Raw genomic sequence first — 19,723 nt, forward strand, 5'->3', positions numbered from 1 at the left:
CGCAAGGCCGCGTTGCTACCCAGAAAGGGACCGGAACAAGAAGGAGGGTTACCATGACCCAGACCATTCGTACCATCCCCGCGCAACGTGTTTTCAGCGCTCGCCCCCTGCGCCCGCCCGTGCTGCGGCTGCTGCCCATTCTGGCGCTGTGCCTGACGCTGGTCACGGCGATTGCAGAGCGCGCGCAGGCGGCCTCGGGGCTGGACAGAGCGCTGCGCGCCACCTTGGTTGTCTACACCGATGACGGGGATGAGAAGTTCCTGGGCTCGGCCGTTTTGTGGCGCGACGGGCGGCTGGCCGTGACCAATGCGCATGTGGTGAAGCGCAACGCCCGCGTGGTTTTGCAGCATTCGGACGGGCGCAGCGTGGTTGCCCAGGTGATCTGGCGCGATGACAAACGTGACATTGCGGTGATCGAATTGCCGGGCGCTGTGTTCGGTCCGGGGCTGGAGCCCGTTGCGGCCCTGCCCTCGGTCGGGCAAGAGATCTATGCCGTGGGGGCGCCGTTGCAAGCGGCCTCGACCGTGACGCGCGGGATCGTGTCGGCGGCGGCGCGGCAGGTGCTGGCCTCGGTGCCGGTGCGCTATATTCAGCATGACGCGGCGATCAATCCGGGCAGCTCGGGGGGGCCGCTTTTGGATGATCAGGGCCGCATTCTTGGGATCAACGCGCGGATTGCCGATGGTTCGCGCCTGTTCGTGGGGATTTCCTATGCCATTCCCGCAGCTCTGATCGAGCGCGCCATCGCCGGAGATCTGCCCCCTGTGCCGGATATGGGCCTGACCATGCGCCCCGTGGACCGCCGGATCGCCGCCGCGCTGGGGCTGGAGCCGGGCAAGGGCCTGCTTGTCGACAATGTGAATCCCGCCAGTCTGGGCGCGCGTGCCGGGCTAAAAGCCGGCGATGTGCTGGTCTCTGCGGGGGATCGGCCGATTCTGAAACCCGGCGATCTGGCCTTTGCCCTGGAGACACGCCAAGGCGACACCCTGCCGCTGACCGTGCTGCGCAACGGTGCGCCGGTGACGCTGACATTGAGCCTGCATATCCAATCGGTGTCGCTGGGGGACGATGGGGCCTCGCGCTCGATTGCGATCATCCGGGCCTATGATCTGGCGCGTCTGGGGCTGCAACTGGCCCAGGACGGCACCACTGTCGAGGTGATCAGCCCCGCCAGCCCTGCCTTTCTGGCCGGCCTGGATGTCGGAGACACCATCGTGTCGGTGAACGGCAAACCGGCCACGGCTGAGCTGCTGAAAACGCTGAAAATCTCGCGGCCGGTGCTGTTGCTGGTGCAGCGTCCCGACGGGCGCACCCTGCATGTGACGGTGGATCCGTGGACCAACGGGTCGAAAACGCGGATCGTGGGGGGCGCGAATGTCCTTGACCCCGTGGTCGTAATCTTCTGATCTGTGCATAAGGAGCACCACATGACCACCGCCGAAATCCCCCAAATTCTGATTGTCGAGGACGACGCCGTGGCCGCACAGGCCATGGCACAGGCCGCGCGCGATGTAGGGGCAGAGCCGACGCTCTGTACCACTTATGATGCGGGGCTTCGGGCGGCCTCGGATCGGGCATTTGCCGTGATCGTGTTTGACCGGATGCTGCCCGGAGGTGACGGCGTGGATGCCATCGCCAAGGTGCGGGCGGCGGGCTCGACCGCGCTGGTGCTGGTGATCTCGGCGCTGGGGCGCGCGCAGAATAAGATCGAGGGGCTGGAAAAAGGTGCCGACGATTACCTGGCCAAGCCCTTTGACCCCGATGAGCTACGCGCCCGCCTGCGCGCCCTGTTGCGGCGCAAGACCATGGTGGCGCTGGATAACGATGTGATCGCTTTCGGAGATCTGGAAATCCGCATGAAGGCGCGCACCGTCCATATCGGCACCACGCATGTCGCGATTTCCCCTAAAGAGTTCAAACTGCTTAGCTATTTTGCCTCGAACGCGGGGGATGTGGTGACGCGGATGCAGCTGCTAGAGAACGTCTGGAACCTGCATTTCGATCCGCAGACCAATGTGGTGGATGTCCATGTGGGCCGCCTGCGCCGCAAGCTGGAGGGCGCTGCCGGGCGTCCCATCATCCACACCGCCCGCGGCGAGGGATACGTGTTCGACCCGGTGAAAGAACCGCAATGAGGCGGGCGCGCTCGGCCAGTTTGCGGGTGACGCTTTTGGTGGCCTCGGGGATTATCCTGATGTCCGTGGCCGCGATGAGCGTGCAATACCGGGTGACTGCGGCCTCGCTTGAGGCGCGCCAGAGCGAAATGCTGCGCGCCGATCTTGAGGCCTTCGCGGCCCTGTACCAGCAGCGTCGGATCGTTGCCTTGCGCCAGGCGGTTGAATTCCGCGTGGACACGGCTCCGGCGCAGCAGGTGATTTACCTGTTGATGGACCGAGACCGGAAACTGGCCGGAAACCTGGCGCAATGGCCTGCGGGCCTGGCGGTGAACGGCGCTGATTTCGCCCCCGATGGCGCGCAGGAATTCACGTATGCGGGGGTGCCCTATCTGGGTGTGGCGCGTGAATTGCCCGGCGGTTTCCCGTTCCTGGTGGCGCATTCCAGGGCCGAGACTCTGGCCACTCTGGCCGATTTGCGGCGGCTGATCGGCTGGGTTGCGCTGGGTCTGCTGGGGGTGTCCTTGCTGGCCGGATGGGGGGTGAGCCGCGCTGTTCTGGGCCGGATCGGGCGGCTGAACAGGCTGGCCGATCAGGTGGCCGAAGGCGATCTGTCCGCTCGCTTGCCCAGGCCAGCCACGCAGGATGAATTCGCCACCTTGCAGGATCATATCCACAATATGCTGGACCGGATCGAGGCCCTGAACCGTGCGACGCACCGGCTGTCGGATGCCATCGCCCATGAGCTGCGCACCCCGCTGAACCGGATACAGCAGCGTCTGGCGGATCTGCCCGTGGATACAGCGCAAGCCAATGAAATCAGGGGGGAAATTCGCTCGGCTATTCGGGTTTTCGATGCGCTTTTGGATATTTCAGCCGCCGAGGCCGCGCAGGGGCAACGCCCCGGTCTGGTGCCTGTGAACCTGTCGGAACTGGCCGAGCAGGTCTTTGATCTCTACGCCCCTCTGGCCGAGGACCACGGGCTGGAATGCCATCTGCAAATCACCCCCGATCTGTGGGTTCTGGGCGAGCGCAGCCTGCTGGCGCAGCTGCTGACGAACCTGCTGGAAAACGCCATTAAATACTGTCATCGGGGCGATGCGATCACCCTGTCCCTGGCCGAGCAGAACGGGCGTCATCTGCTTCAGCTGTCCGATACCGGCCCCGGCATCCCCGAAGAATTGCGCGCGCAGATGTTCGAGCGTTTCTCGCGTGCGGAACGGGACCGGCAGACAGCCGGGCACGGGCTGGGCCTGGCGCTGGTGCAGGCCATCGCGGCGCGGCATGGGGCGAAACTGTTGCTTCCCCCTACGTCAAAAGGCTTTGCGATTGTGATCAGCTGCCCTAAACTCGACCCTACGGCCTGACATTATCGGGCCGCGCCGGGGGAGACGTATGAAACCAATTCAAGTGTTGTGCGCAGCGGTTCTTCTGGCCGGATGCGCAGCGGTGAACAAGCCACTGAACCAACCGTTGGAAAGCGGGCAGAACGCCCCCCTTGCGGAAACCACGCTGAAAACCCCGCAGGATGGCGAGGTCTATGTCGGGCTGGCCTTTTCCGGTGGGGGGATGCGGGCCTCGGCCTTTGCCTATGGTGTACTTGAGGAGCTGCGCGCCCAGTCCGCCAGCCCTGAAAACCCCGAGGGCATCCTGTCTGACGTGCGGCTGGTCACGGGGGTGTCCGGCGGGTCCGTCACGGCGGCGCATTTCGGGCTGAACGGGGCCAGGGCTCTGGAGGGGTATCGCGACAATTACCTGATCACCAATGCCGAACGCTATATGGCCAACACGCCGATAAACCCGCTGACGGTGGTGCGCGGCCTGTCCGGCGGGGCCAACGGGCGCAAGACTTTTGGCCGCTATCTGGATGAGAAACTGTTCCACGGTGCCACCTTTGGCGATCTGCGCGCGCGCAGCCAGATCACCACCTGGATCAATGCCACGGATATGGCGAACCAGACGCCGTTTCTGTTTAGCCCCGAGACGTTTGACGCGCTGTGCTCGGATCTGTCCAGTTTCCCGATTTCGGATGCTGTGGCGGCCTCGGCGGCGTTTCCTCTGGTGTTCTCGCCGATCACGCTGGAGGCGCATCAGGATACCTGCACCTATCAAGAGCCCGACTGGCTGACCGCCGCGCGCCACAACCCCGAGGCCAGCTCGGCCATGCGGGCCCATGCTGCGGCGCTGGAAAGCTATGGAAACCCCGATAAGGTGAAATATGTTAAACTGTTAGACGGCGGGATTACGGATAATTTCGGCACCACCGGGCTGGCGATCGAACGGGCGCGGGCGCGCAATGGCTATGCGCCGCTGACCGCGCAGCAGGCGGTGCGGTTGAAGCGGTTCTTGTTCCTGGTGGCGGATGCGGGGACCGAGAAAACCTATCGCTGGTCGCAGAAACTGCGCGGGCCGGGCGGGCCTAATCTGGCGATGGGGATTGCCGGGGCCTCGATGGGGGCGGCCTCGCGGACGGGCTATGATGCGATGCGGTTGCAGATCGAAAAATGGGAATCCGATCTGGTCGCATTCCGTTGCAGCCTGCCCGCCGCGCAAGTGCGCAAACACCGCGGCACGCTGCGCGGATGGAACTGCCGGGACGTGAAGTTTTTCGTCGGGCTGATCAGTTTCGACGCGCTGGACGAAGCGCAACAAACCGCGCTGAATGAGATCCCGACCCGGCTGAAACTGAAGACGGAACAGGTGGATATGACCATTCAGGCCGGCCGCATGGCCACCCGCCTGAACCCTGATCTGAACGGATTTCTGCGGGCGCAGCCGGGGGGCAATCCGCTGGCGGCGATACGGGCGGGCGGCGGGGGCGCCCTGAGGCGGATAGCGCCCATCAAGAACTGATGACAAATCCGGTCACCCCGCGCTGAATGCTTGATCGAACAAAGGACACCTGTAAACAATTGCGCATGAAACATAGGTTTACCCTTGCTGTTGCCGTGCTGCTGGGCACCCTTGCTGCCCCCCTGCGGGCCGAGACCCTTGCTCTGGTGGTTGGGGTGTCGGATTATTTCCATCTGGATGCGGATTTGCGCGGGCCGGCCAATGATACGGCTTTGGTGACGCAGATGCTGATTGCGCGCGGCGTGGACCCGCAGCGCATTCGTCTGCTGGCCTCGGAAGGGGCGGGGCACGCGCCGGGTGTGCCGATCCTGCAGGCCCCCACGCGCGCCGCCATCCTGTCCGAGCTGACCCGGCTCAGCCAGAAGGCGCAGGCCGGGGATACGGTGTTTTTCTATTTCTCGGGCCATGGCTCGCAGGCGCCCGATCAGAACGGGGACGAGGCCGGCGGTTATGATGAGATCCTGCTGCCTGCCGATGCAACCGGCTGGAAAGGCGCGATCGGAGCCGTGGAAAACGCGATTGTCGATGATGAAATGGCCACGCATTTTCAGGCCATTCTGGACACCGGAGCGCATTTGGTGGCGGTTCTGGATGCCTGCCATTCAGCCACCGGATTTCGTGCCCTGGGGCAGCAATCCGCGGTGGCGCGCTATGTGGATCCGGTGATGCTGGGCATCCCGCAGGCGGGGCCTTTTGAAGAACCGGACGGCGCGGGGCGGGCCTTGCAGGGGGATTTTGCGTTTCTCTATTCCTCGCAATCCAATCAGCGCTCGTTTGAATACCCGTTGGGCGATGCGGATGATCCGGCCAATTGGTACGGCGATTTCACCCGCGCGCTGATGGGGGTGCTGACGGCGGAAGCTGCGCTAAGCTGGCAGCAGGCCTTGCAGGCGGCGACGGATGGCATGTCTCGGAATGGGCCCGCCGCGCAATCCCCGGACGCAGAGGGCACCCTGCTGGCCGCAGGTGTTTTCGGACAGGCCACCCCCAAAAAGCGCTATGCCTTTGACGGGGATCAGTTGCAGGCCGGGTTATTGCACGGATTGGCCGAGGGGGCCGTTGTGCAGATCTTTGCCAGCCTGACGGATCAGACGGCTCTGGCCCGCGCGCGGTTGACCGGGCTACAGGCCAATAGCGCGACGTTGCTGTCCGATGATCCGCTGCCTTCGGCCGGGTATGCCATGGTTACGCAGCCCGGATTGCCTCAGCCCGTGCGTCTGGGTGTGCCGATCCGCGCGGATGCCATGGACGGGCAGGATTATGGGGCGCTGACGGCGATGCTGGACGGGTTGGCGCAAGCCGACGCGCTGGAGGGGGTGCGCCTGAATGCCCCCGCGTTCGATATGCAGCCCTATCTGGTGGACGGGACGCTGGCTTTGGCCGGGCGCGACGGGATTTTGGACCCGCACGGGCCGGGCTCTAGCCCGCGTCTGGATCTGAACGGCGCCGAATACCCGCAATTGCAATTGCACCTGGCCGATTTTCTGGAACGTGTGGCCCGCACGGGCCGTTTGCGTATTGCGCTGTCGATGGCTGAACAGGGCAGTTCGGGCGGGTTCAGCCTGTTCAGCACCGGCATCGGCCAAAGCCTGCGCCATGTCGCCGGGCAGATCGGCAAGGATGGCGATTGCGCGGATCCGGACGCCGCCCAAACCCCGGTTTCGGCGCCGGTTTCGGTGCAGCACTGCGATCAGCTGTGGCTGAGCCTGCGCAATACCGATCTTGAGGCGCAGGACGTCACTGTGCTCTATGTGGATCGCGAACTGGGCGTCACGGCGATCTGGCCCGAACCGGGAATTTCGAACCGCATTGCCTTTGGCGAGGAACAGGAAATCGGTCTGCTGATCCAGAATCCGGCCGGGGCCGATGGGCGGGGGCGGGCCGGTATAGAAGAACTGATCGTGATTTCCACTCCTGCCCGCGATGGGGCCCCCCGAACCGAGCTGACAGCCCTGGCCGACCCGATTCAGACCCGCGATCTGCCCGCGACGGGCGGCGCATTACAGGCCTATCTGGGGGCGGCGCTGGCCCCGGATGAAAGCGCGCGCGATCTTTCCCTGTCTGGCTCGGGTGGCCTGCCGAAACTGGATGTAAAACGCTACTCTGTGCATCTGAACGTGCCCGAATAGCCTTAGAATGTGACTTAAGCGCACTGTATTTGACGCAAAACTTAGTGAAAGGAACCGATATGAAAGCCTTTAAATTCAACAGTCTGAAATGGGCTGGCCCAAAGTGGGCCGGCCTGGTGATGGCGGCGGCGCTGATGACCGCGCCAGCCGTGACCGCGCAGGAAATCGAGATGCCGGCGGTGGATGCGGCCAATGCCTCGCCTTTTGATTTCGCCGCGTCGAACCGCAAGGCCGAACGCGCCGAGCAGATGGCCAAGGATGGCAGCGGATCCAAGGTGATCGGCGGCGAGCTGGCCGCGAACGGCGCCTGGCCCTGGCAGGTTGGCCTGATGATCGCCGGTTACCCGCTGTCGCCCGATGCGCATTTCTGCGGTGGCTCGTTGATTCTGGATCGCTGGGTGCTGACGGCGGCCCACTGTATCCATCATCAGGACAAGAACGGGAAATACTTCGATCTGCATCCCTCGCAGCTGACCGTGCTGACCGGCACCAACGTGATTGGCGATGGCCAGGGCGATAACGTCCCGGTCGAGAAAATCATCCGTTACCCCAATTATAACCCCAATGGCTGGGACGGGGATGTGGCCCTGATCAAACTGGCGCGTCGTCCGAACTCGAACTACCGCACGATCCAGGTGCCCGATCAGAACTTCGGCGATGTGCTGGATCAGGCCGGGGTGCCCACCGTGGTGACCGGCTGGGGGCTGGTGAACGGGGGCAAACACCCCAACCAGATGTATCAGGCCGAAATCCAGATGATGTCACGCGACACCTGCAACGAGGCCCTGATGAAGGCGCGCGCCCGCCCGGCCAGCAAGGCCTTTGTGCAGGCGGCCTCGATCTTTCGCCTGAACCAGAGCGACATGCAGAAAGCCTGGGAAGAGCTGGTCAAACGCGCGCCCCTGCCGCTGACCGAGAACATGATCTGCTCGGGCAGCTTTGAAGGCGGCAAGACCTCGTGTCAGGGTGACAGCGGCGGCCCGCTGGTGGTGCCGCTGGACGATGGCAGCTATATTCAGGCCGGGATCGTCAGCTGGGGCCTGTCCGCCGGTCCCAACAACACCTGCGCGGAAAACGCCCTGTTCTCGGCCTATACCAAGGTGTCCAAGTTCCTGCCCTGGCTGGAGCAGACCATCAGCCAGAACTAAGCGACTCTGAAAAATCAGCCCCCCGCCAGCTTTGGCGGGGGTCTCTATGTGGATCGAGAGATATTCCCAGATGTTGAAACTATTCCTGTCCGTCGAGCGGCTGGCGGTTGCGGCGGCCTCGGTTTTCGCATTTTTCCCACTTTGGCAGTATCTGGACGAGACCGATGACCGGCAACTGGACCGCGATGCGACGTTGATCCTGGCGCACGCATCCTGTGAAACCGCCGGGGTGCTTACCCTGATCGAAAGGCTAGAGGACGCGGCCGAGAGTGTCGAACGTGACAGGACCCGCAATCTGGAAATCGACCGTCAGTCCCCGGAATTCGTTGCCCAGATCGAAGCCTTTTTACAAAGCGCGCGGCGTAAGGAACTGCCCGAGAACATAACCCCGAGTCTCATTGGCTCTGGCAATGTCAGGCGTATGCTGGAGGTCGAACAGCTGATGGTGCGGTGCGCCAAGGTGGTTCAGCAAAATGTAACCCAGGGATAACCCCGTTCAGTTCGTCAGCACGTAATAGCTGTTCCGCTTGGAGCTGACATTTTCGACCTCGGCAAAGAACACGCCGTTCTGTGTGGGTGTCCAGGCGCAATACAGCTTGTCCGAAGCCCCCTGTTCCCGGCAGATCGTGTTGCCTTTTTCATCAAGCACCTTGAGATCCAGATTAGACCCGTCATTGCCCAGAATGGCCAGCTCGGCCAGGATACCGCCTTCGAATTCGAGGCGCACCATGTCTATATAGCCGGCCTGCAAACGGTTCAGCGTCCGGCTGGCCCCGCCAATGCGCCCGCGGCTGCCCTCGACCGAGGCATCCTCGATCCGCGCTTGCAGGGCGTCGTCCCCCTCGGCCAGATCATAGGCGATCTGATACATCTGCGCGGCCGTCACCACAGTGGGATCGGCCGGGGCGCTGTCATCCGTACCGGGCGCGGCGCCGGGGCGGGTCTGGGTGGGGCGCTGGACGTCTTCGATGAATACCGAGCCGGTGATCTTGGCCGCGCTCAGCACCATAACGGGGTCTTGCTGGGCCTGCCCGTAGGCGAACAGATCCTGACCCAGCGCCAGCGTTTTCAGCGGGCCGGAACCGGCCAGCGTAGCCGTAGGGATCAGCAGGGCGGCGGCCAGCGCCAGGGCGGAGATCTTCATGATGGGCACTCTTTCAATGGTCGAAAACGCGTCGGTTTCCCCAAAGCTACACGCTTGGGGGCGCAATAGGAATTGTTCTTTGCTGACAAGGCCTGTCATTTCCGGGCGACCACGCTAAACATGCACAAAACCCGTATTTTCACGGGGCTTGGCAAGCCCGTGCCGCATCTGCATCATGACCGTTCAGAGAAAAGGAAACACGACACATGCCAGACAGCCATGTCGCGATTATTGGGGCCGGAATTGTCGGCGCCGCGACTGCCATCTGGGCCCAGCGAGCCGGCCTGAAAGTGACCCTGATTGACCGGCTGGAACCGGGCGAGGGGGCCTCTTATGGAAACGGCGGGGTGCTGGCCTCTTGTGCTGTGGTGCCGGTGCCGGTGCCGGGCCTGCTGCGTCAGGGGCCGTCCTATCTGTTCAATCCGTCCCGGCCGCTGTTCCTGAAATGGAGCTATCTGCCGCGTCTGGCCCCCTGGCTGCTGGCCTATCTGCGGCGAGCCAATGATCGGGATGCGCGGGCGACGGCGCGGGCTTTGACCGCGTTGATCGCAGACAGCCTGGCCGATCACCGGGCGCTGGCCTTGGGCACCCCGGCCGCGCCCTATCTGCACCCGTGTGATTTCGTCTATGCCTATCGGACGCGCAGGGATTTCGAGGCGGACGCCTATACCTACGCTCTCAAGCGCGAAAACGGGTTTTCCTGGCAAGAGTTCGAGGGCGCGGCCCTGCGGCAATACGATCCGGCGCTGACCGGGGATGTGTCAATCGGCGCGGTTTTCGGCGATCACGGGCGGATTTCCGATCCGGGGGCCTATGTCAAGGCGCTGGTGGCGCATCTTGTGGCGCAGGGCGGGGATTTCGTGCGGGGCGATGTCACGGAAATTTCGCATAAGACCGGCCGGGTCAGCGGGCTGCGTGTCGATGGCAAAATGATGGCCTGCGATGCGGTGGTCCTGACCGCGGGCGCCTGGAGCGGCCCGCTGGCGCGCAGCCTGGGCGTCCGGGCGCCGGTGGAAACCGAACGCGGCTATCATATCGAGCTGTGGAACCCCTCAATCATGCCGGAATCGCCCATTTTGTTCAGCGCGGGCCAGTTCGTGGCCACTCCGATGGAGGGGCGTTTGCGTCTTGCCGGGATTGTCGAATTCGGAGGGCTGAGGGCGCAGCCCTCGCGTGCGCCGTTCGATCTGCTGCTGCGGCAGGCCTGCGCCGCCATGCCGGGGCTGAGCTGGGACGAAAAAACCGAGTGGATGGGGCACCGGCCCGTGCTGCCCGATTCTCTGCCCATAATCGGGCAATCCCCTGATATAAAAGGCGCTTTTCTGGGGTTCGGGCATCATCACGTGGGGCTGACCGGCGGGGCCAGAACCGGCCGTCTGCTGGCGCAGCTGGTTGCCGGGCAGACCCCCAATATCGACATGACGCCCTATGCGCCGGGGCGTTTCAGCGCGGGTGTTTCGAAGGGCGCGTCGGGGTAGACGACGCCGGACAGGTACAGCCCCTGCGGCGGGCAGACCGGCCCACAGGCCGCGCGGTCGCGGGCCTCAAGCGCGGTGCGCACGTCTTCGGGCGTCCAGGATCCCGCGCCGACACGTTCCAGCGTTCCCACGAAACTGCGCACCTGATTATGCAGAAAAGAGCGGGCGCGCAAAAAGAAACGCAGCTCTGGCCCGGACCAGCCCTCGGTCTGTGTGATGGTCAGCTCGTCCAGCGTTTTGACCGGGCTGGCCGCCTGGCAGATCGAGGACCGGAACGTGGTGAAATCATGCCGCCCCAGCAGGTATTGCGCGGCCTCTTGCATTGGCTCCAGATTCAGCGGCTGCGGAACCTGCCAGACCAGCCCGGCGTCATGCGTGGCCGGCGCGCGCCGCATCAGCAGGCGAAAGCTGTATTGCCGCTCAACCGCGGAAAACCGTGCGTGCCAGTCATCGGCCACGCGCCGGGCCTGCCGGATCGCGACGGGCTGAGGCTTCAGATGATAGTTCAGCGCCTCGGACAGGCGGAACGGATCCCACTCTTTTTGCAGGTCGCAATGGGCCACCTGGGCCAGCGCGTGCACCCCGGCATCCGTCCGCCCTGCTGCGGCAATCGTGTGCGGGCCGGGTTCAAGCCGCGCCAAAGCCGCCTCGATCGCGCCCTGAACCGAGGGCTGATCCGCCTGACGCTGCCACCCGGCAAAGGGCGCGCCGTGATATTCTACCGATAGAGCAAATCTGGGCATGTCGCCGCCATAGCCCAAATTCCCGGCGCGGAAAAGCGCGGGTCCGAAAAAACACTCTGATCGCCGATCTTTGAACAAAATCGGACAATAAGCTTGGCGGAGCTTCCCCGGCGGGGGTTCTGTGCCTATCTTGGGGTGGTAAAGTAAACGAAGGGTAAATGGGTGTGGGACTGACCGATCTGGCCGATGGGCTGACCCGTGGGGTCGAAAGCATCGGCGACAGTATATCCGAGACGTTTTTCGAGCCGGTGATCCGGCTGGGCGTGACGGGGTTGGCACGGTCGGGCAAGACGGTGTTCATCACGTCTTTGGTGGCCAATTTGCTGGATCGGGGGCGGATGCCGGGCCTGCTGGCCGGGGCCGAGGGCCGGATCGAGGCGGCCTATCTACAGCCTCAGCCCGATGACACCATTCCGCGGTTCGAGTTTGAAAACCACCTGACCGCGCTGACTGCGCCGGTGCCCTATTGGCCCGATTCCACGCGCTCGATTTCCGAGTTGCGCCTGTCGCTTAAGGTCCGGCCGACGGGGCTTTTGTCTGGGTTGTCCGGGCCGCGCACGATCCATCTGGATATTGTCGACTATCCGGGGGAATGGCTGCTGGATCTGGCGCTTTTGGATAAATCCTATGCCGAATGGGCCGCCGAAACCCTCGAACGGATCGCCGCGCGCCCGCAGGCAGAGGCCTATCTGCAACAGGCGCGCGCAGCGGATGGGGCCGCGCGCCATGATGAACCCACGGCGCAGGCGCTGGCGCAGGCCTTTGCCACTTATCTGATCGCCGCGCGGGATGCCGGGTTTGCCGATTGCACGCCGGGGCGGTTCCTGTTGCCGGGCGATCTGGCGGGCAGCCCGGCGCTGACCTTTGCGCCTCTGGCGGGCGGGGGCGCAAAACGCGGGACATTGCTGCGCGAAATGGAGCGCCGCTATGACGCCTATAAATCCAAGGTGGTCAAGCCGTTTTTCCGCGATCATTTTGCCCGGATCGACCGGCAGGTGGTGCTGGTGGACGCGTTGGGCGCGATTCATAATGGCCCGCAGGCGGTTGAGGATCTGCGCCGCGCCATGGCCGATATTCTGTCTGCATTCCGGCCTGGTCGGAACGCGTTTCTGACGCGGATTTTGCTGGGCAAGCGGGTTGAAAAGATCCTGTTTGCCGCCACCAAGACGGACCATCTGCACCACAGCCAGCACGCCCGCCTGACCGCCATCATGGAGGCCCTGACCCGCGAGGCACGCGACCGGGCCGATTTCGCCGGGGCGGAAACGGCGGCGATGGCGATTGCCGCGCTTAGGGCCACGACCGAGGACCGGCTGACACACGAAGGCCAGCCTCTGGATGTGGTGCGCGGTATTTTGCAGGACACGGGCAAACGCGCTGCCTTCTATCCGGGGGCGCTGCCCGAAGATCCCGCCCGACTTCTTTCCCCCGCCCGTGCCGGAGATGAAAAATGGCTCGACGCCGATTACAGGATTATGTCCTTCGCCCCCTCGCCCCTGTCCTTGAAGCCGGGCGAGGGACCGCCCCACATCCGGCTGGACCGCGCCGCGCAATTCCTGATCGGGGACAGGCTGTCATGACGCAGGGGGCGCATATGGGGCCTCATATGGCCCGGCTGTGGCATGTGCCCGTGTTGCTAAGCATCCTGTGGCTGCACACGCGCACGGCAGGCGAAACCGGGCGTGGATGGCTGTCCGATGCGCAGCTGATGGCCAAGGTGGTGCTGCGCAAATGGGTGCGCTTTGTGCGGGATGAAACGGGGATTGCCGGGTTTATCATGCGAGATGGCGCGCGGGTTCACGCGCTTTATGTCCACCCGCGCGCGCAGGGGCACGGAGTGGGGCGGGGGCTGCTGAACGATGCCAAAACGCTTAGCCCCCGGCTGGAATTATGGACCTTGCAAAGCAACCATCTGGCGCGCGCTTTCTATCTGGCGCAGGGGTTTTCTGAGGTTGCCCACACCGCAGGCGAGGGCAATGACGAAGGGCTGCCCGATGTTTGTCTGGTCTGGCAAAAGGAGCCGCAACCATGAGCACGGAAAAGGCAAAAGGCCCGGTCCTGATCGATCTGGAAAATGCCGCCCCGGCCGAAGGCCCGGATAGCGCTCCGCCGGTTCCGGACACCGAGGCCCCCACGGGCGCGGCCATGCAAAAGGCCGTGGTGCTGGCGGCCCGGCCTGCGCGCCGGTCGTCTTTGGCGAAATGGGCTTGGGGGCTGGGGCTGGGTCTGCTGGGGGCGGTTCTGTCTGTCTCGGCCTGGGATTTCGTGACCGGGCTGATCGCGCGGATGCCGCTGCTGGGCTATGCGGTCAGCGTGTTGATGGGGGCGTTCGTGTTGGTGCTGGCGATTGCCGCGATCCGCGAGCTGGCCGCCTTCAGCCGTCTGGCGCGTCTGGATCGGCTGCACCGCGCCGGGGCCGAGGCGCGCGCGGATCATGACCTGGCCAAGGCGCGGCAGGTGGTCGGGCGCATTCTGTCCCTTTACGCTGGCCGCCCCGAGCTGGACTGGGCCCGTGCCAATTTCAACGAACGCAAGGACGAACAATTCGACGCCGATGCCCTGCTGGATCTGGCCGAGGCCGAGCTGCTGACCCCGCTGGATCAGGCTGCCCTGCGCGAGGTCGAGGCCGCCGCCCGGCAGGTCGCCACGGTCACAGCCATCGTGCCGCTGGCGCTGGCGGATGTGTTCGCGGCGCTGACCTCAAACCTGCGGATGATCCGCCGCGTGGCCGAGATTTACGGCGGGCGGGCGGGGACTCTGGGCAGCTGGCGTCTGGCACGGGCGGTGATGACGCATCTGGTGGCCACGGGGGCCGTGGCGGTGGGCGATGATCTGCTGGGCTCTTTGGCGGGGGGCGGGCTGCTGTCCAAACTCTCGCGCCGTTTTGGCGAAGGCGTGGTAAACGGTGCCCTGACCGCCCGTGTCGGTGTCGCCGCGATCGAGGTCTGCCGCCCGCTGCCTTTCGTGCGCAACGACAGCCCCTCGGTGACCGGGCTGGTGCGGCGCGCGCTGACCGGGCTGTTCGGTCAGAGCTGATCAGAACAGGCGCGGCACGCCATCGGCGCCGTGGATTTTCTCGACCACACCGGCGCGCAGGGACCGGCCGATCCGATGCGCCAGCGTGGACCAGGCGGCGGCTTGCTGGGGCTGCAATTCCTGCCGCAGCACCGTATCGAACAGGCCCAGCCACGGGTCGAACATTCCGGGCCGCACATTGCCCGCATCCCGATGCACCAGCAGCGGGTTTCCGTCATAGTCCCGCTCGTGCAGAATGGCGTTGGCCCAGAAACGGATGATTTTCTCTTCGTGGTGGGGCCAGTCGGTGACATGCGCGGCGAAAACCGGCCCCAGCCCAGGATGCTGGCGCACCAGCGCATAGAAGCTGTGGACAACCCGCGCGATGTCGTCTCGGGTGATGTCAAATTTAGGAGGGATGGCAGCCATTTGCATTCCTTTCAGCGCGCAGGGGAACCCTAGTGATCTGCCGTGGCCGGGCAAGGGCCAGTTTGTCGCGTCGGCGGTTTTCTGACGAAATTACTTGGGTTTTAAATCCTGACAAAACCTATCAACTAATTGAAAAATATAGAAAATCTCTTGACGGGCGTGCGGGGAGCCCCTAAATATACCCCATAGCCAGATGGCGACGGAATCACCGGCCATCCAGCCCGACTGATCTATTCAGCAAGCCAGATCCAGCCCCGCAGCCAGCCTTTGCCAGCTACGCCGCCAGACCCAGCCAGCCAGACAGATAAACACGGCGTTGCCCAGGCTTGGGCGCGATTGCCGCGCGAGGCCAAGACGGCTTTACCCCCGCGTTGCCGCGCCGTATAAGCGGCCCATGATGCATCTGATCGCGATCATTATTCGAATTACCAGCCCGGCGCTCTGACACCATGAGCCGCCGGGACAAGGCGTATGGGATACCGCGCCGCCCCCACACACCCAGACATGATGACTATTCGAAGGACGCCACCGATGTGCGCCGATACCCCTGAGTACAAGCAAACCCTGAACCTGCCGCAAACCGATTTCCCCATGCGCGCGGGCCTGCCCAAACGCGAACCCGCCTGGCTGCAACGCTGGGAGGACATGGACATCTACGGTCGCCTGCGGACCAAGGCCGCCGATGGCAGCCGTCAGCCCTTTACCCTGCATGACGGCCCGCCCTATGCCAACGGCCACCTGCATATCGGCCACGCGCTGAACAAGACGATCAAGGACATGATCGTGCGGTCTCATCAGATGATGGGCTTCGATGCGCGCTATGTCCCCGGTTGGGATTGCCACGGCCTGCCCATCGAATGGAAGATCGAGGAACAGTACCGCCAGAAGGGCAAGGACAAGGATGACGTGCCGGTGGTGGAATTCCGCCGCGAATGCCGCGCCTTTGCCGATCAGTGGGTGGATGTGCAGCGGTCCGAGTTCAAACGCCTGGGGATCACCGGCAACTGGGACGATCCTTATCTGACGATGGATTTCCACGCCGAGGCCGTGATCGCCGACGAGTTCATGAAATTCCTGATGAACGGCACGCTGTATCAGGGCTCGAAACCCGTGATGTGGTCTCCGGTGGAGAAAACCGCCCTGGCCGAGGCCGAGATCGAGTATCACGACCACCAGTCGCACACGATCTGGGTGCCGTTTGCCTTCAAATCGGCCCCCGAAGGGCTGGCGGATGCGCGCGTGGTGATCTGGACGACGACGCCCTGGACGATCCCCTCGAACAAGGCCGTCGCCTATAACCCCAAGATCGCCTATGGCCTGTACCGCGTGGACGCGACCGAGGAAGAAAGCTGGACCAAGCCTGGTGATCTTTACGTCTTCGCGGATGCTCTGGCCGAGGATGCGCTGACGAAATCCCGCGTGACCGAGTTCACCCGTGTCCGTGATGTGGCTCCAGCCGAGTTTGACGGCATGATCCTTAAACACCCCTTCGCTGGTATCGCCGGGGCCGATGGGTTCTGGGACTACGACGTGCCGATGATCGACGGCGACCATGTCACTGACGACGCGGGTACGGGCTTTGTGCATACTGCGCCCAGCCATGGTGCGGATGACTATGAATGTTTCGTCAAGCGCAACTGGATCGACCGCATGACCCACAACGTAGGCGAGGACAGCGAATTCCTGCCCCATGTGCCCTTCTTTGCCGGGCTGCGCGTGTTCAACCACAAGGGCAAGGAAGACAAGGCCAACGGGGCCGTGATCGCCAAGCTGGTCGAGGCGGGTGGCATCATCGCGCGGGGCCGGGTGAAACACTCGTATCCGCATAGCTGGCGGTCGAAGGCCCCAGTGATCTTCCGCAACACGCCGCAATGGTTTGCCGCCATCGACAAACCGGCGGGGGGCGATGACACCTATGGGGAAACGATCCGTGAACGGGCGCTGACCTCGATCGACGAGCTGGTGAAGTTCACGCCGCAAACCGGGCGCAACCGCCTGTATTCAATGATCGAAACCCGCCCCGACTGGGTGCTGTCGCGCCAGCGCGCCTGGGGCGTGCCGCTGACCTGTTTCGTCAAAAAGGACACGCTGCCGACGGCGGATGATTTCCTGCTGCGCGATCCGGCGGTCAACGCTCGTATCGTCGCCGCGTTCGACGCTGAGGGCGCGGATTGCTGGTACGAGGACGGTGCCAAGGAGCGCTTCCTGGGCGATGCTTATAACCCGGACGAATGGGAGCAGGTGTTCGACGTGCTGGACGTGTGGTTCGACAGCGGCTCGACCCATGCCTTCGTGCTGCGCGACCGCGAAGACGGCACCAAGGACGGCATCGCCGATGTCTATATGGAGGGCACGGATCAGCACCGCGGGTGGTTCCACTCGTCCCTTCTACAAGCCTGTGGCACCAAGGGGCGCGCGCCGTATCGTAACGTGGTCACGCACGGGTTCACCCTGGACGAGAAGGGCAACAAAATGTCCAAATCGCTGGGCAACACCATCGTACCCGAGAAAGTCGTGCAGCAATACGGGGCCGACATCCTGCGCCTGTGGGTGGCCCAGACGGACTATACCGCCGACCAGCGGATCGGGCCGGAAATTCTGAAAGGGGTCGCTGACAGCTATCGTCGTTTGCGCAACACGATGCGTTTTATGCTGGGCAGCCTGGCGCAGTTCGAGGACTCGCAGCGCGTCGCCCCCGCCGATATGCCCGAGCTGGAACAATGGGTTTTGCACCGTCTGGCCGAGCTGGATCACAAGGTGCGTACCGGCTATGCCAGCTTCGATTTCCAGGGCGTGTTCAGTGCCGTGTTCAACTTTGCCACCGTGGATCTGTCGGCGTTTTATTTCGATATCCGCAAGGATGCGCTCTATTGCGATGGCGACACGCTGCGGGCCCGTGCGGCGCGCACCGTGCTGGACATCCTGTTCCACCGGCTGACCACCTGGCTGGCCCCGATCCTGGTGTTCACTATGGAAGAGGTCTGGCTTGAACGCTTCCCCGGTGACGATAGCAGCGTGCATTTGCAGGACATCCCCGACACGCCGGCCGATTGGCTGAACGAGCCTCTGGCCGCGAAATGGGCCGAGGTCCGCCGCGCCCGCCGTGTGGTGACGGCGGCGCTGGAAATCCAGCGGACGGATAAGGTGATCGGGGCCTCGCTGGAGGCCGCGCCGGTGGTGCATATCCGAAACGAGGACATGCTGGCCGCGCTGAAAACTGTCCCGTTCGAGGATATCTGCATCACCTCGGGGATGGCGCTGACCGCCGATCCGATCCCGGCCGAGGCCTTCCGCCTGCCCGAGATCGAAGGTGTGGGCGTGGTGTTCGAAAAAGCCGAAGGGCAGAAATGCCAGCGCTGCTGGAAAATCCTGCCGGATGTGGGCACCCATGCTCATGCGGGGACATGCCAGCGCTGCAATGACGCGTTGGGCTGATCCCGGCGCGATGTTTCATGACAGTCATGACGGCCCTGCTTGATTGCGGGGCCGTTTTGCGTTTGGCTGGCGGCTATGCAGACAACCGTTGAAACACCCACTGGCCCTGTGATCCTGACCGAAGAGGATGGCGCGATTGTGCGATGTGCATGGGGGCGCGGGGGGAAGGATTGCTCGGAATTGCTGGCGCGGGCGGAGAGGCAATTGCATGAGTATTTTCAGGAGCAAAGAAGGCAGTTCGATTTGCCTTTGAAGCCCAGCGGTAGCGGTTTTCAGCAGCGGGTATGCGATGCGATGCGGGCGATTCCCTTTGGTCAGACGCGCACATATGGAGAGATTGCAGCGGATCTGGGGGTGTCGGCGCAGGCGGTTGGGCAGGGGTGTGGGGGCAATCCCCTTCCGATTCTGATTCCGTGCCATCGGGTGTTGGGGGCCCGTGGGCTGGGTGGGTTTTCAGGCCGTGGCGGGGTTGAGACCAAGGTTTGGCTGTTGCGGCACGAAGGGGCTGCGGGGGTGCTGATTTAGTCTTTGAGCGGGAGCAATTGCTGCGCGATCCCGACCAGAAGCAGGTAGAGCGAGGTGACGACCAGGCCCCAGTGTGCCCAGCTTTCGGGGTGGAAATCCACCCATGCGGCCCAGCCAGCGAAGAAGGTCCAGGCCAGGGCGATGGGCAGCGAGAGGGGGCGCCAGCGCTCGGTTCGGACGGGGTGAATGAATTTCAGCGGCAGGAACATCGCGACGGCCAGCACGGAGACCAGCGCCAGGATGACCCAGAAATTGGGGTGTAGCGCGAACAGCACCAGCACCAGCATGTTCCAGCATCCGGGAAAGCCCTGGAAGGAATTATCCTTTGTTTTCATGCGGCTGTCAGCGAAGTACATGGCGCTGGCGAAGGTGATGATGATGATCGCGAACCAGCCGGTCCAGCCGGGCAGAAGCCCGGATTTAAACAGCGCAAAGGCCGGGATGAACACATAGGTCAGGTAGTCGATGATCAGGTCCAGCAGGACGCCATCAAAGCGGGCCGCGTAGTGTTTGACATGGTATTTGCGCGCCAGGGGGCCGTCTATGCCGTCCACGGCGAAGGCGACGACCAGCCACAGGAACATCAGGCTCCATTTGTCCTGAGCGGCGGCCAGCATCGCCAGCATGGCAAAGACCGCGCCGGTGGCCGTCAGAAGGTGGACGGACAAGGCTTTGGATTCATTTGTAAAATTCAAAACAATTGCCTTTGA

At 63.6% G+C, this 19,723-nt stretch carries 17 protein-coding genes; 13 read left to right on the forward strand and 4 right to left on the reverse strand.

Annotated features, from left to right (window positions below; all coding sequences use genetic code 11):
- Window positions 1–53 precede the first annotated feature (53 nt).
- From ACP15O_RS14890 to ACP15O_RS14920, 7 genes are all read left to right on the forward strand, one after another.
- Entirely contained in the window at window positions 54–1,406 is a 1,353-nt protein-coding gene (locus ACP15O_RS14890; protein WP_425096912.1) for a S1C family serine protease, read from the forward strand.
- Between the two features lie 21 nt (window positions 1,407–1,427).
- Window positions 1,428–2,135: a response regulator transcription factor gene (locus tag ACP15O_RS14895; protein WP_425096913.1), complete on the forward strand. Its 708-nt coding sequence runs from the start codon at window positions 1,428–1,430 to the stop codon at window positions 2,133–2,135.
- Window positions 2,132–3,481, forward strand: a complete 1,350-nt coding sequence (locus ACP15O_RS14900; protein ID WP_425096914.1) for a sensor histidine kinase — start codon at window positions 2,132–2,134, stop codon at window positions 3,479–3,481. The genes ACP15O_RS14895 and ACP15O_RS14900 overlap by 4 nt, the downstream gene beginning before the upstream one ends.
- A gap of 28 nt (window positions 3,482–3,509) precedes the next feature.
- A complete protein-coding gene (locus tag ACP15O_RS14905; RefSeq protein ID WP_425096915.1) occupies window positions 3,510–4,967 on the forward strand; it encodes a patatin-like phospholipase family protein in 1,458 nt (485 codons plus the stop codon).
- Between the two features lie 65 nt (window positions 4,968–5,032).
- Entirely contained in the window at window positions 5,033–7,096 is a 2,064-nt protein-coding gene (locus ACP15O_RS14910; protein ID WP_425096916.1) for a caspase family protein, read from the forward strand.
- Window positions 7,097–7,155: 59 nt separating this feature from the next.
- Window positions 7,156–8,244, forward strand: a complete 1,089-nt coding sequence (locus tag ACP15O_RS14915) for a serine protease (RefSeq protein ID WP_425096917.1) — start codon at window positions 7,156–7,158, stop codon at window positions 8,242–8,244.
- A 70-nt stretch (window positions 8,245–8,314) separates the two neighbouring features.
- On the forward strand, window positions 8,315–8,734 hold the full coding sequence (locus ACP15O_RS14920; protein ID WP_425096918.1) for a hypothetical protein: 420 nt from the start codon (window positions 8,315–8,317) through the stop codon (window positions 8,732–8,734).
- Between the two features lie 6 nt (window positions 8,735–8,740).
- Here the strand turns inward: ACP15O_RS14920 and ACP15O_RS14925 are convergent, their stop codons facing one another.
- Window positions 8,741–9,388 (reverse strand): hypothetical protein, encoded by a 648-nt coding sequence (locus tag ACP15O_RS14925; protein ID WP_425096919.1) that lies wholly within the window; start codon window positions 9,386–9,388, stop codon window positions 8,741–8,743.
- A 206-nt stretch (window positions 9,389–9,594) separates the two neighbouring features.
- On the opposite strand from ACP15O_RS14925, the gene ACP15O_RS14930 reads away from it, so the two are divergent.
- The gene (locus tag ACP15O_RS14930; protein WP_425096920.1) at window positions 9,595–10,866 is read left to right on the forward strand and encodes an NAD(P)/FAD-dependent oxidoreductase; all 1,272 of its coding nucleotides are present in this window, start codon (window positions 9,595–9,597) and stop codon (window positions 10,864–10,866) included.
- On the opposite strand, the gene truA is transcribed toward ACP15O_RS14930, so the two are convergent.
- Complete coding sequence (gene truA, locus ACP15O_RS14935; protein WP_425096921.1) at window positions 10,815–11,609, reverse strand: tRNA pseudouridine(38-40) synthase TruA; 795 nt, start codon at window positions 11,607–11,609, stop codon at window positions 10,815–10,817. The two genes, ACP15O_RS14930 and truA, sit on opposite strands and share 52 nt — an antisense overlap.
- Window positions 11,610–11,767: 158 nt before the next feature.
- Between truA and ACP15O_RS14940 the strand changes: the two genes are divergently transcribed.
- Genes ACP15O_RS14940 through ACP15O_RS14950 form a run of 3 tightly spaced genes read left to right on the forward strand, consistent with a single transcriptional unit; the run spans window position 11,768 to window position 14,645 of the window.
- Window positions 11,768–13,189, forward strand: a complete 1,422-nt coding sequence (locus ACP15O_RS14940) for a YcjX family GTP-binding protein (protein WP_425096922.1) — start codon at window positions 11,768–11,770, stop codon at window positions 13,187–13,189.
- 14 nt (window positions 13,190–13,203) lie between these two features.
- Complete coding sequence (locus tag ACP15O_RS14945) at window positions 13,204–13,641, forward strand: GNAT family N-acetyltransferase (RefSeq protein WP_425096923.1); 438 nt, start codon at window positions 13,204–13,206, stop codon at window positions 13,639–13,641.
- Window positions 13,638–14,645, forward strand: a complete 1,008-nt coding sequence (locus tag ACP15O_RS14950) for a YcjF family protein (protein WP_425096924.1) — start codon at window positions 13,638–13,640, stop codon at window positions 14,643–14,645. Before ACP15O_RS14945 ends, ACP15O_RS14950 begins: the two co-directional genes overlap by 4 nt.
- Here ACP15O_RS14950 and ACP15O_RS14955 read toward each other — a convergent pair whose 3' ends face one another.
- On the reverse strand, window positions 14,646–15,053 hold the full coding sequence (locus tag ACP15O_RS14955) for a group III truncated hemoglobin (RefSeq protein ID WP_425096925.1): 408 nt from the start codon (window positions 15,051–15,053) through the stop codon (window positions 14,646–14,648). It lies immediately after the preceding gene.
- Between the two features lie 531 nt (window positions 15,054–15,584).
- Between ACP15O_RS14955 and ileS the strand changes: the two genes are divergently transcribed.
- Both ileS and ACP15O_RS14965 read left to right on the forward strand, forming a co-directional pair.
- Window positions 15,585–18,488 carry an isoleucine--tRNA ligase gene (ileS, locus tag ACP15O_RS14960; RefSeq protein ID WP_425096926.1) on the forward strand — a complete coding sequence of 968 codons (2,904 nt, stop codon included), beginning with the start codon at window positions 15,585–15,587 and terminating at the stop codon, window positions 18,486–18,488.
- A gap of 75 nt (window positions 18,489–18,563) precedes the next feature.
- Complete coding sequence (locus ACP15O_RS14965) at window positions 18,564–19,013, forward strand: methylated-DNA--[protein]-cysteine S-methyltransferase (RefSeq protein WP_425096927.1); 450 nt, start codon at window positions 18,564–18,566, stop codon at window positions 19,011–19,013.
- Here ACP15O_RS14965 and ACP15O_RS14970 read toward each other — a convergent pair.
- Complete coding sequence (locus ACP15O_RS14970; RefSeq protein WP_425096928.1) at window positions 19,010–19,681, reverse strand: CDP-alcohol phosphatidyltransferase family protein; 672 nt, start codon at window positions 19,679–19,681, stop codon at window positions 19,010–19,012. The two genes, ACP15O_RS14965 and ACP15O_RS14970, sit on opposite strands and share 4 nt — an antisense overlap.
- Window positions 19,682–19,723 lie beyond the last annotated feature (42 nt).

The organism is Youngimonas ophiurae (nom. illeg.) (genome assembly GCF_049803795.1).
GTDB lineage: Bacteria > Pseudomonadota > Alphaproteobacteria > Rhodobacterales > Rhodobacteraceae > Thalassobius.

Coding starts and splice junctions, on each gene's coding strand:
- ACP15O_RS14890 (WP_425096912.1), top strand. CDS start 54: ATGACCCAGACCATTCGTACCATCCCCGCGCAACGTGTTTTCAGCGCT.
- ACP15O_RS14895 (WP_425096913.1), top strand. CDS start 1,428: ATGACCACCGCCGAAATCCCCCAAATTCTGATTGTCGAGGACGACGCC.
- ACP15O_RS14900 (WP_425096914.1), top strand. CDS start 2,132: ATGAGGCGGGCGCGCTCGGCCAGTTTGCGGGTGACGCTTTTGGTGGCC.
- ACP15O_RS14905 (WP_425096915.1), top strand. CDS start 3,510: ATGAAACCAATTCAAGTGTTGTGCGCAGCGGTTCTTCTGGCCGGATGC.
- ACP15O_RS14910 (WP_425096916.1), top strand. CDS start 5,033: ATGAAACATAGGTTTACCCTTGCTGTTGCCGTGCTGCTGGGCACCCTT.
- ACP15O_RS14915 (WP_425096917.1), top strand. CDS start 7,156: ATGAAAGCCTTTAAATTCAACAGTCTGAAATGGGCTGGCCCAAAGTGG.
- ACP15O_RS14920 (WP_425096918.1), top strand. CDS start 8,315: ATGTTGAAACTATTCCTGTCCGTCGAGCGGCTGGCGGTTGCGGCGGCC.
- ACP15O_RS14925 (WP_425096919.1), bottom strand. CDS start 9,388: ATGAAGATCTCCGCCCTGGCGCTGGCCGCCGCCCTGCTGATCCCTACG.
- ACP15O_RS14930 (WP_425096920.1), top strand. CDS start 9,595: ATGCCAGACAGCCATGTCGCGATTATTGGGGCCGGAATTGTCGGCGCC.
- truA (WP_425096921.1), bottom strand. CDS start 11,609: ATGCCCAGATTTGCTCTATCGGTAGAATATCACGGCGCGCCCTTTGCC.
- ACP15O_RS14940 (WP_425096922.1), top strand. CDS start 11,768: ATGGGTGTGGGACTGACCGATCTGGCCGATGGGCTGACCCGTGGGGTC.
- ACP15O_RS14945 (WP_425096923.1), top strand. CDS start 13,204: ATGGGGCCTCATATGGCCCGGCTGTGGCATGTGCCCGTGTTGCTAAGC.
- ACP15O_RS14950 (WP_425096924.1), top strand. CDS start 13,638: ATGAGCACGGAAAAGGCAAAAGGCCCGGTCCTGATCGATCTGGAAAAT.
- ACP15O_RS14955 (WP_425096925.1), bottom strand. CDS start 15,053: ATGGCTGCCATCCCTCCTAAATTTGACATCACCCGAGACGACATCGCG.
- ileS (WP_425096926.1), top strand. CDS start 15,585: ATGTGCGCCGATACCCCTGAGTACAAGCAAACCCTGAACCTGCCGCAA.
- ACP15O_RS14965 (WP_425096927.1), top strand. CDS start 18,564: ATGCAGACAACCGTTGAAACACCCACTGGCCCTGTGATCCTGACCGAA.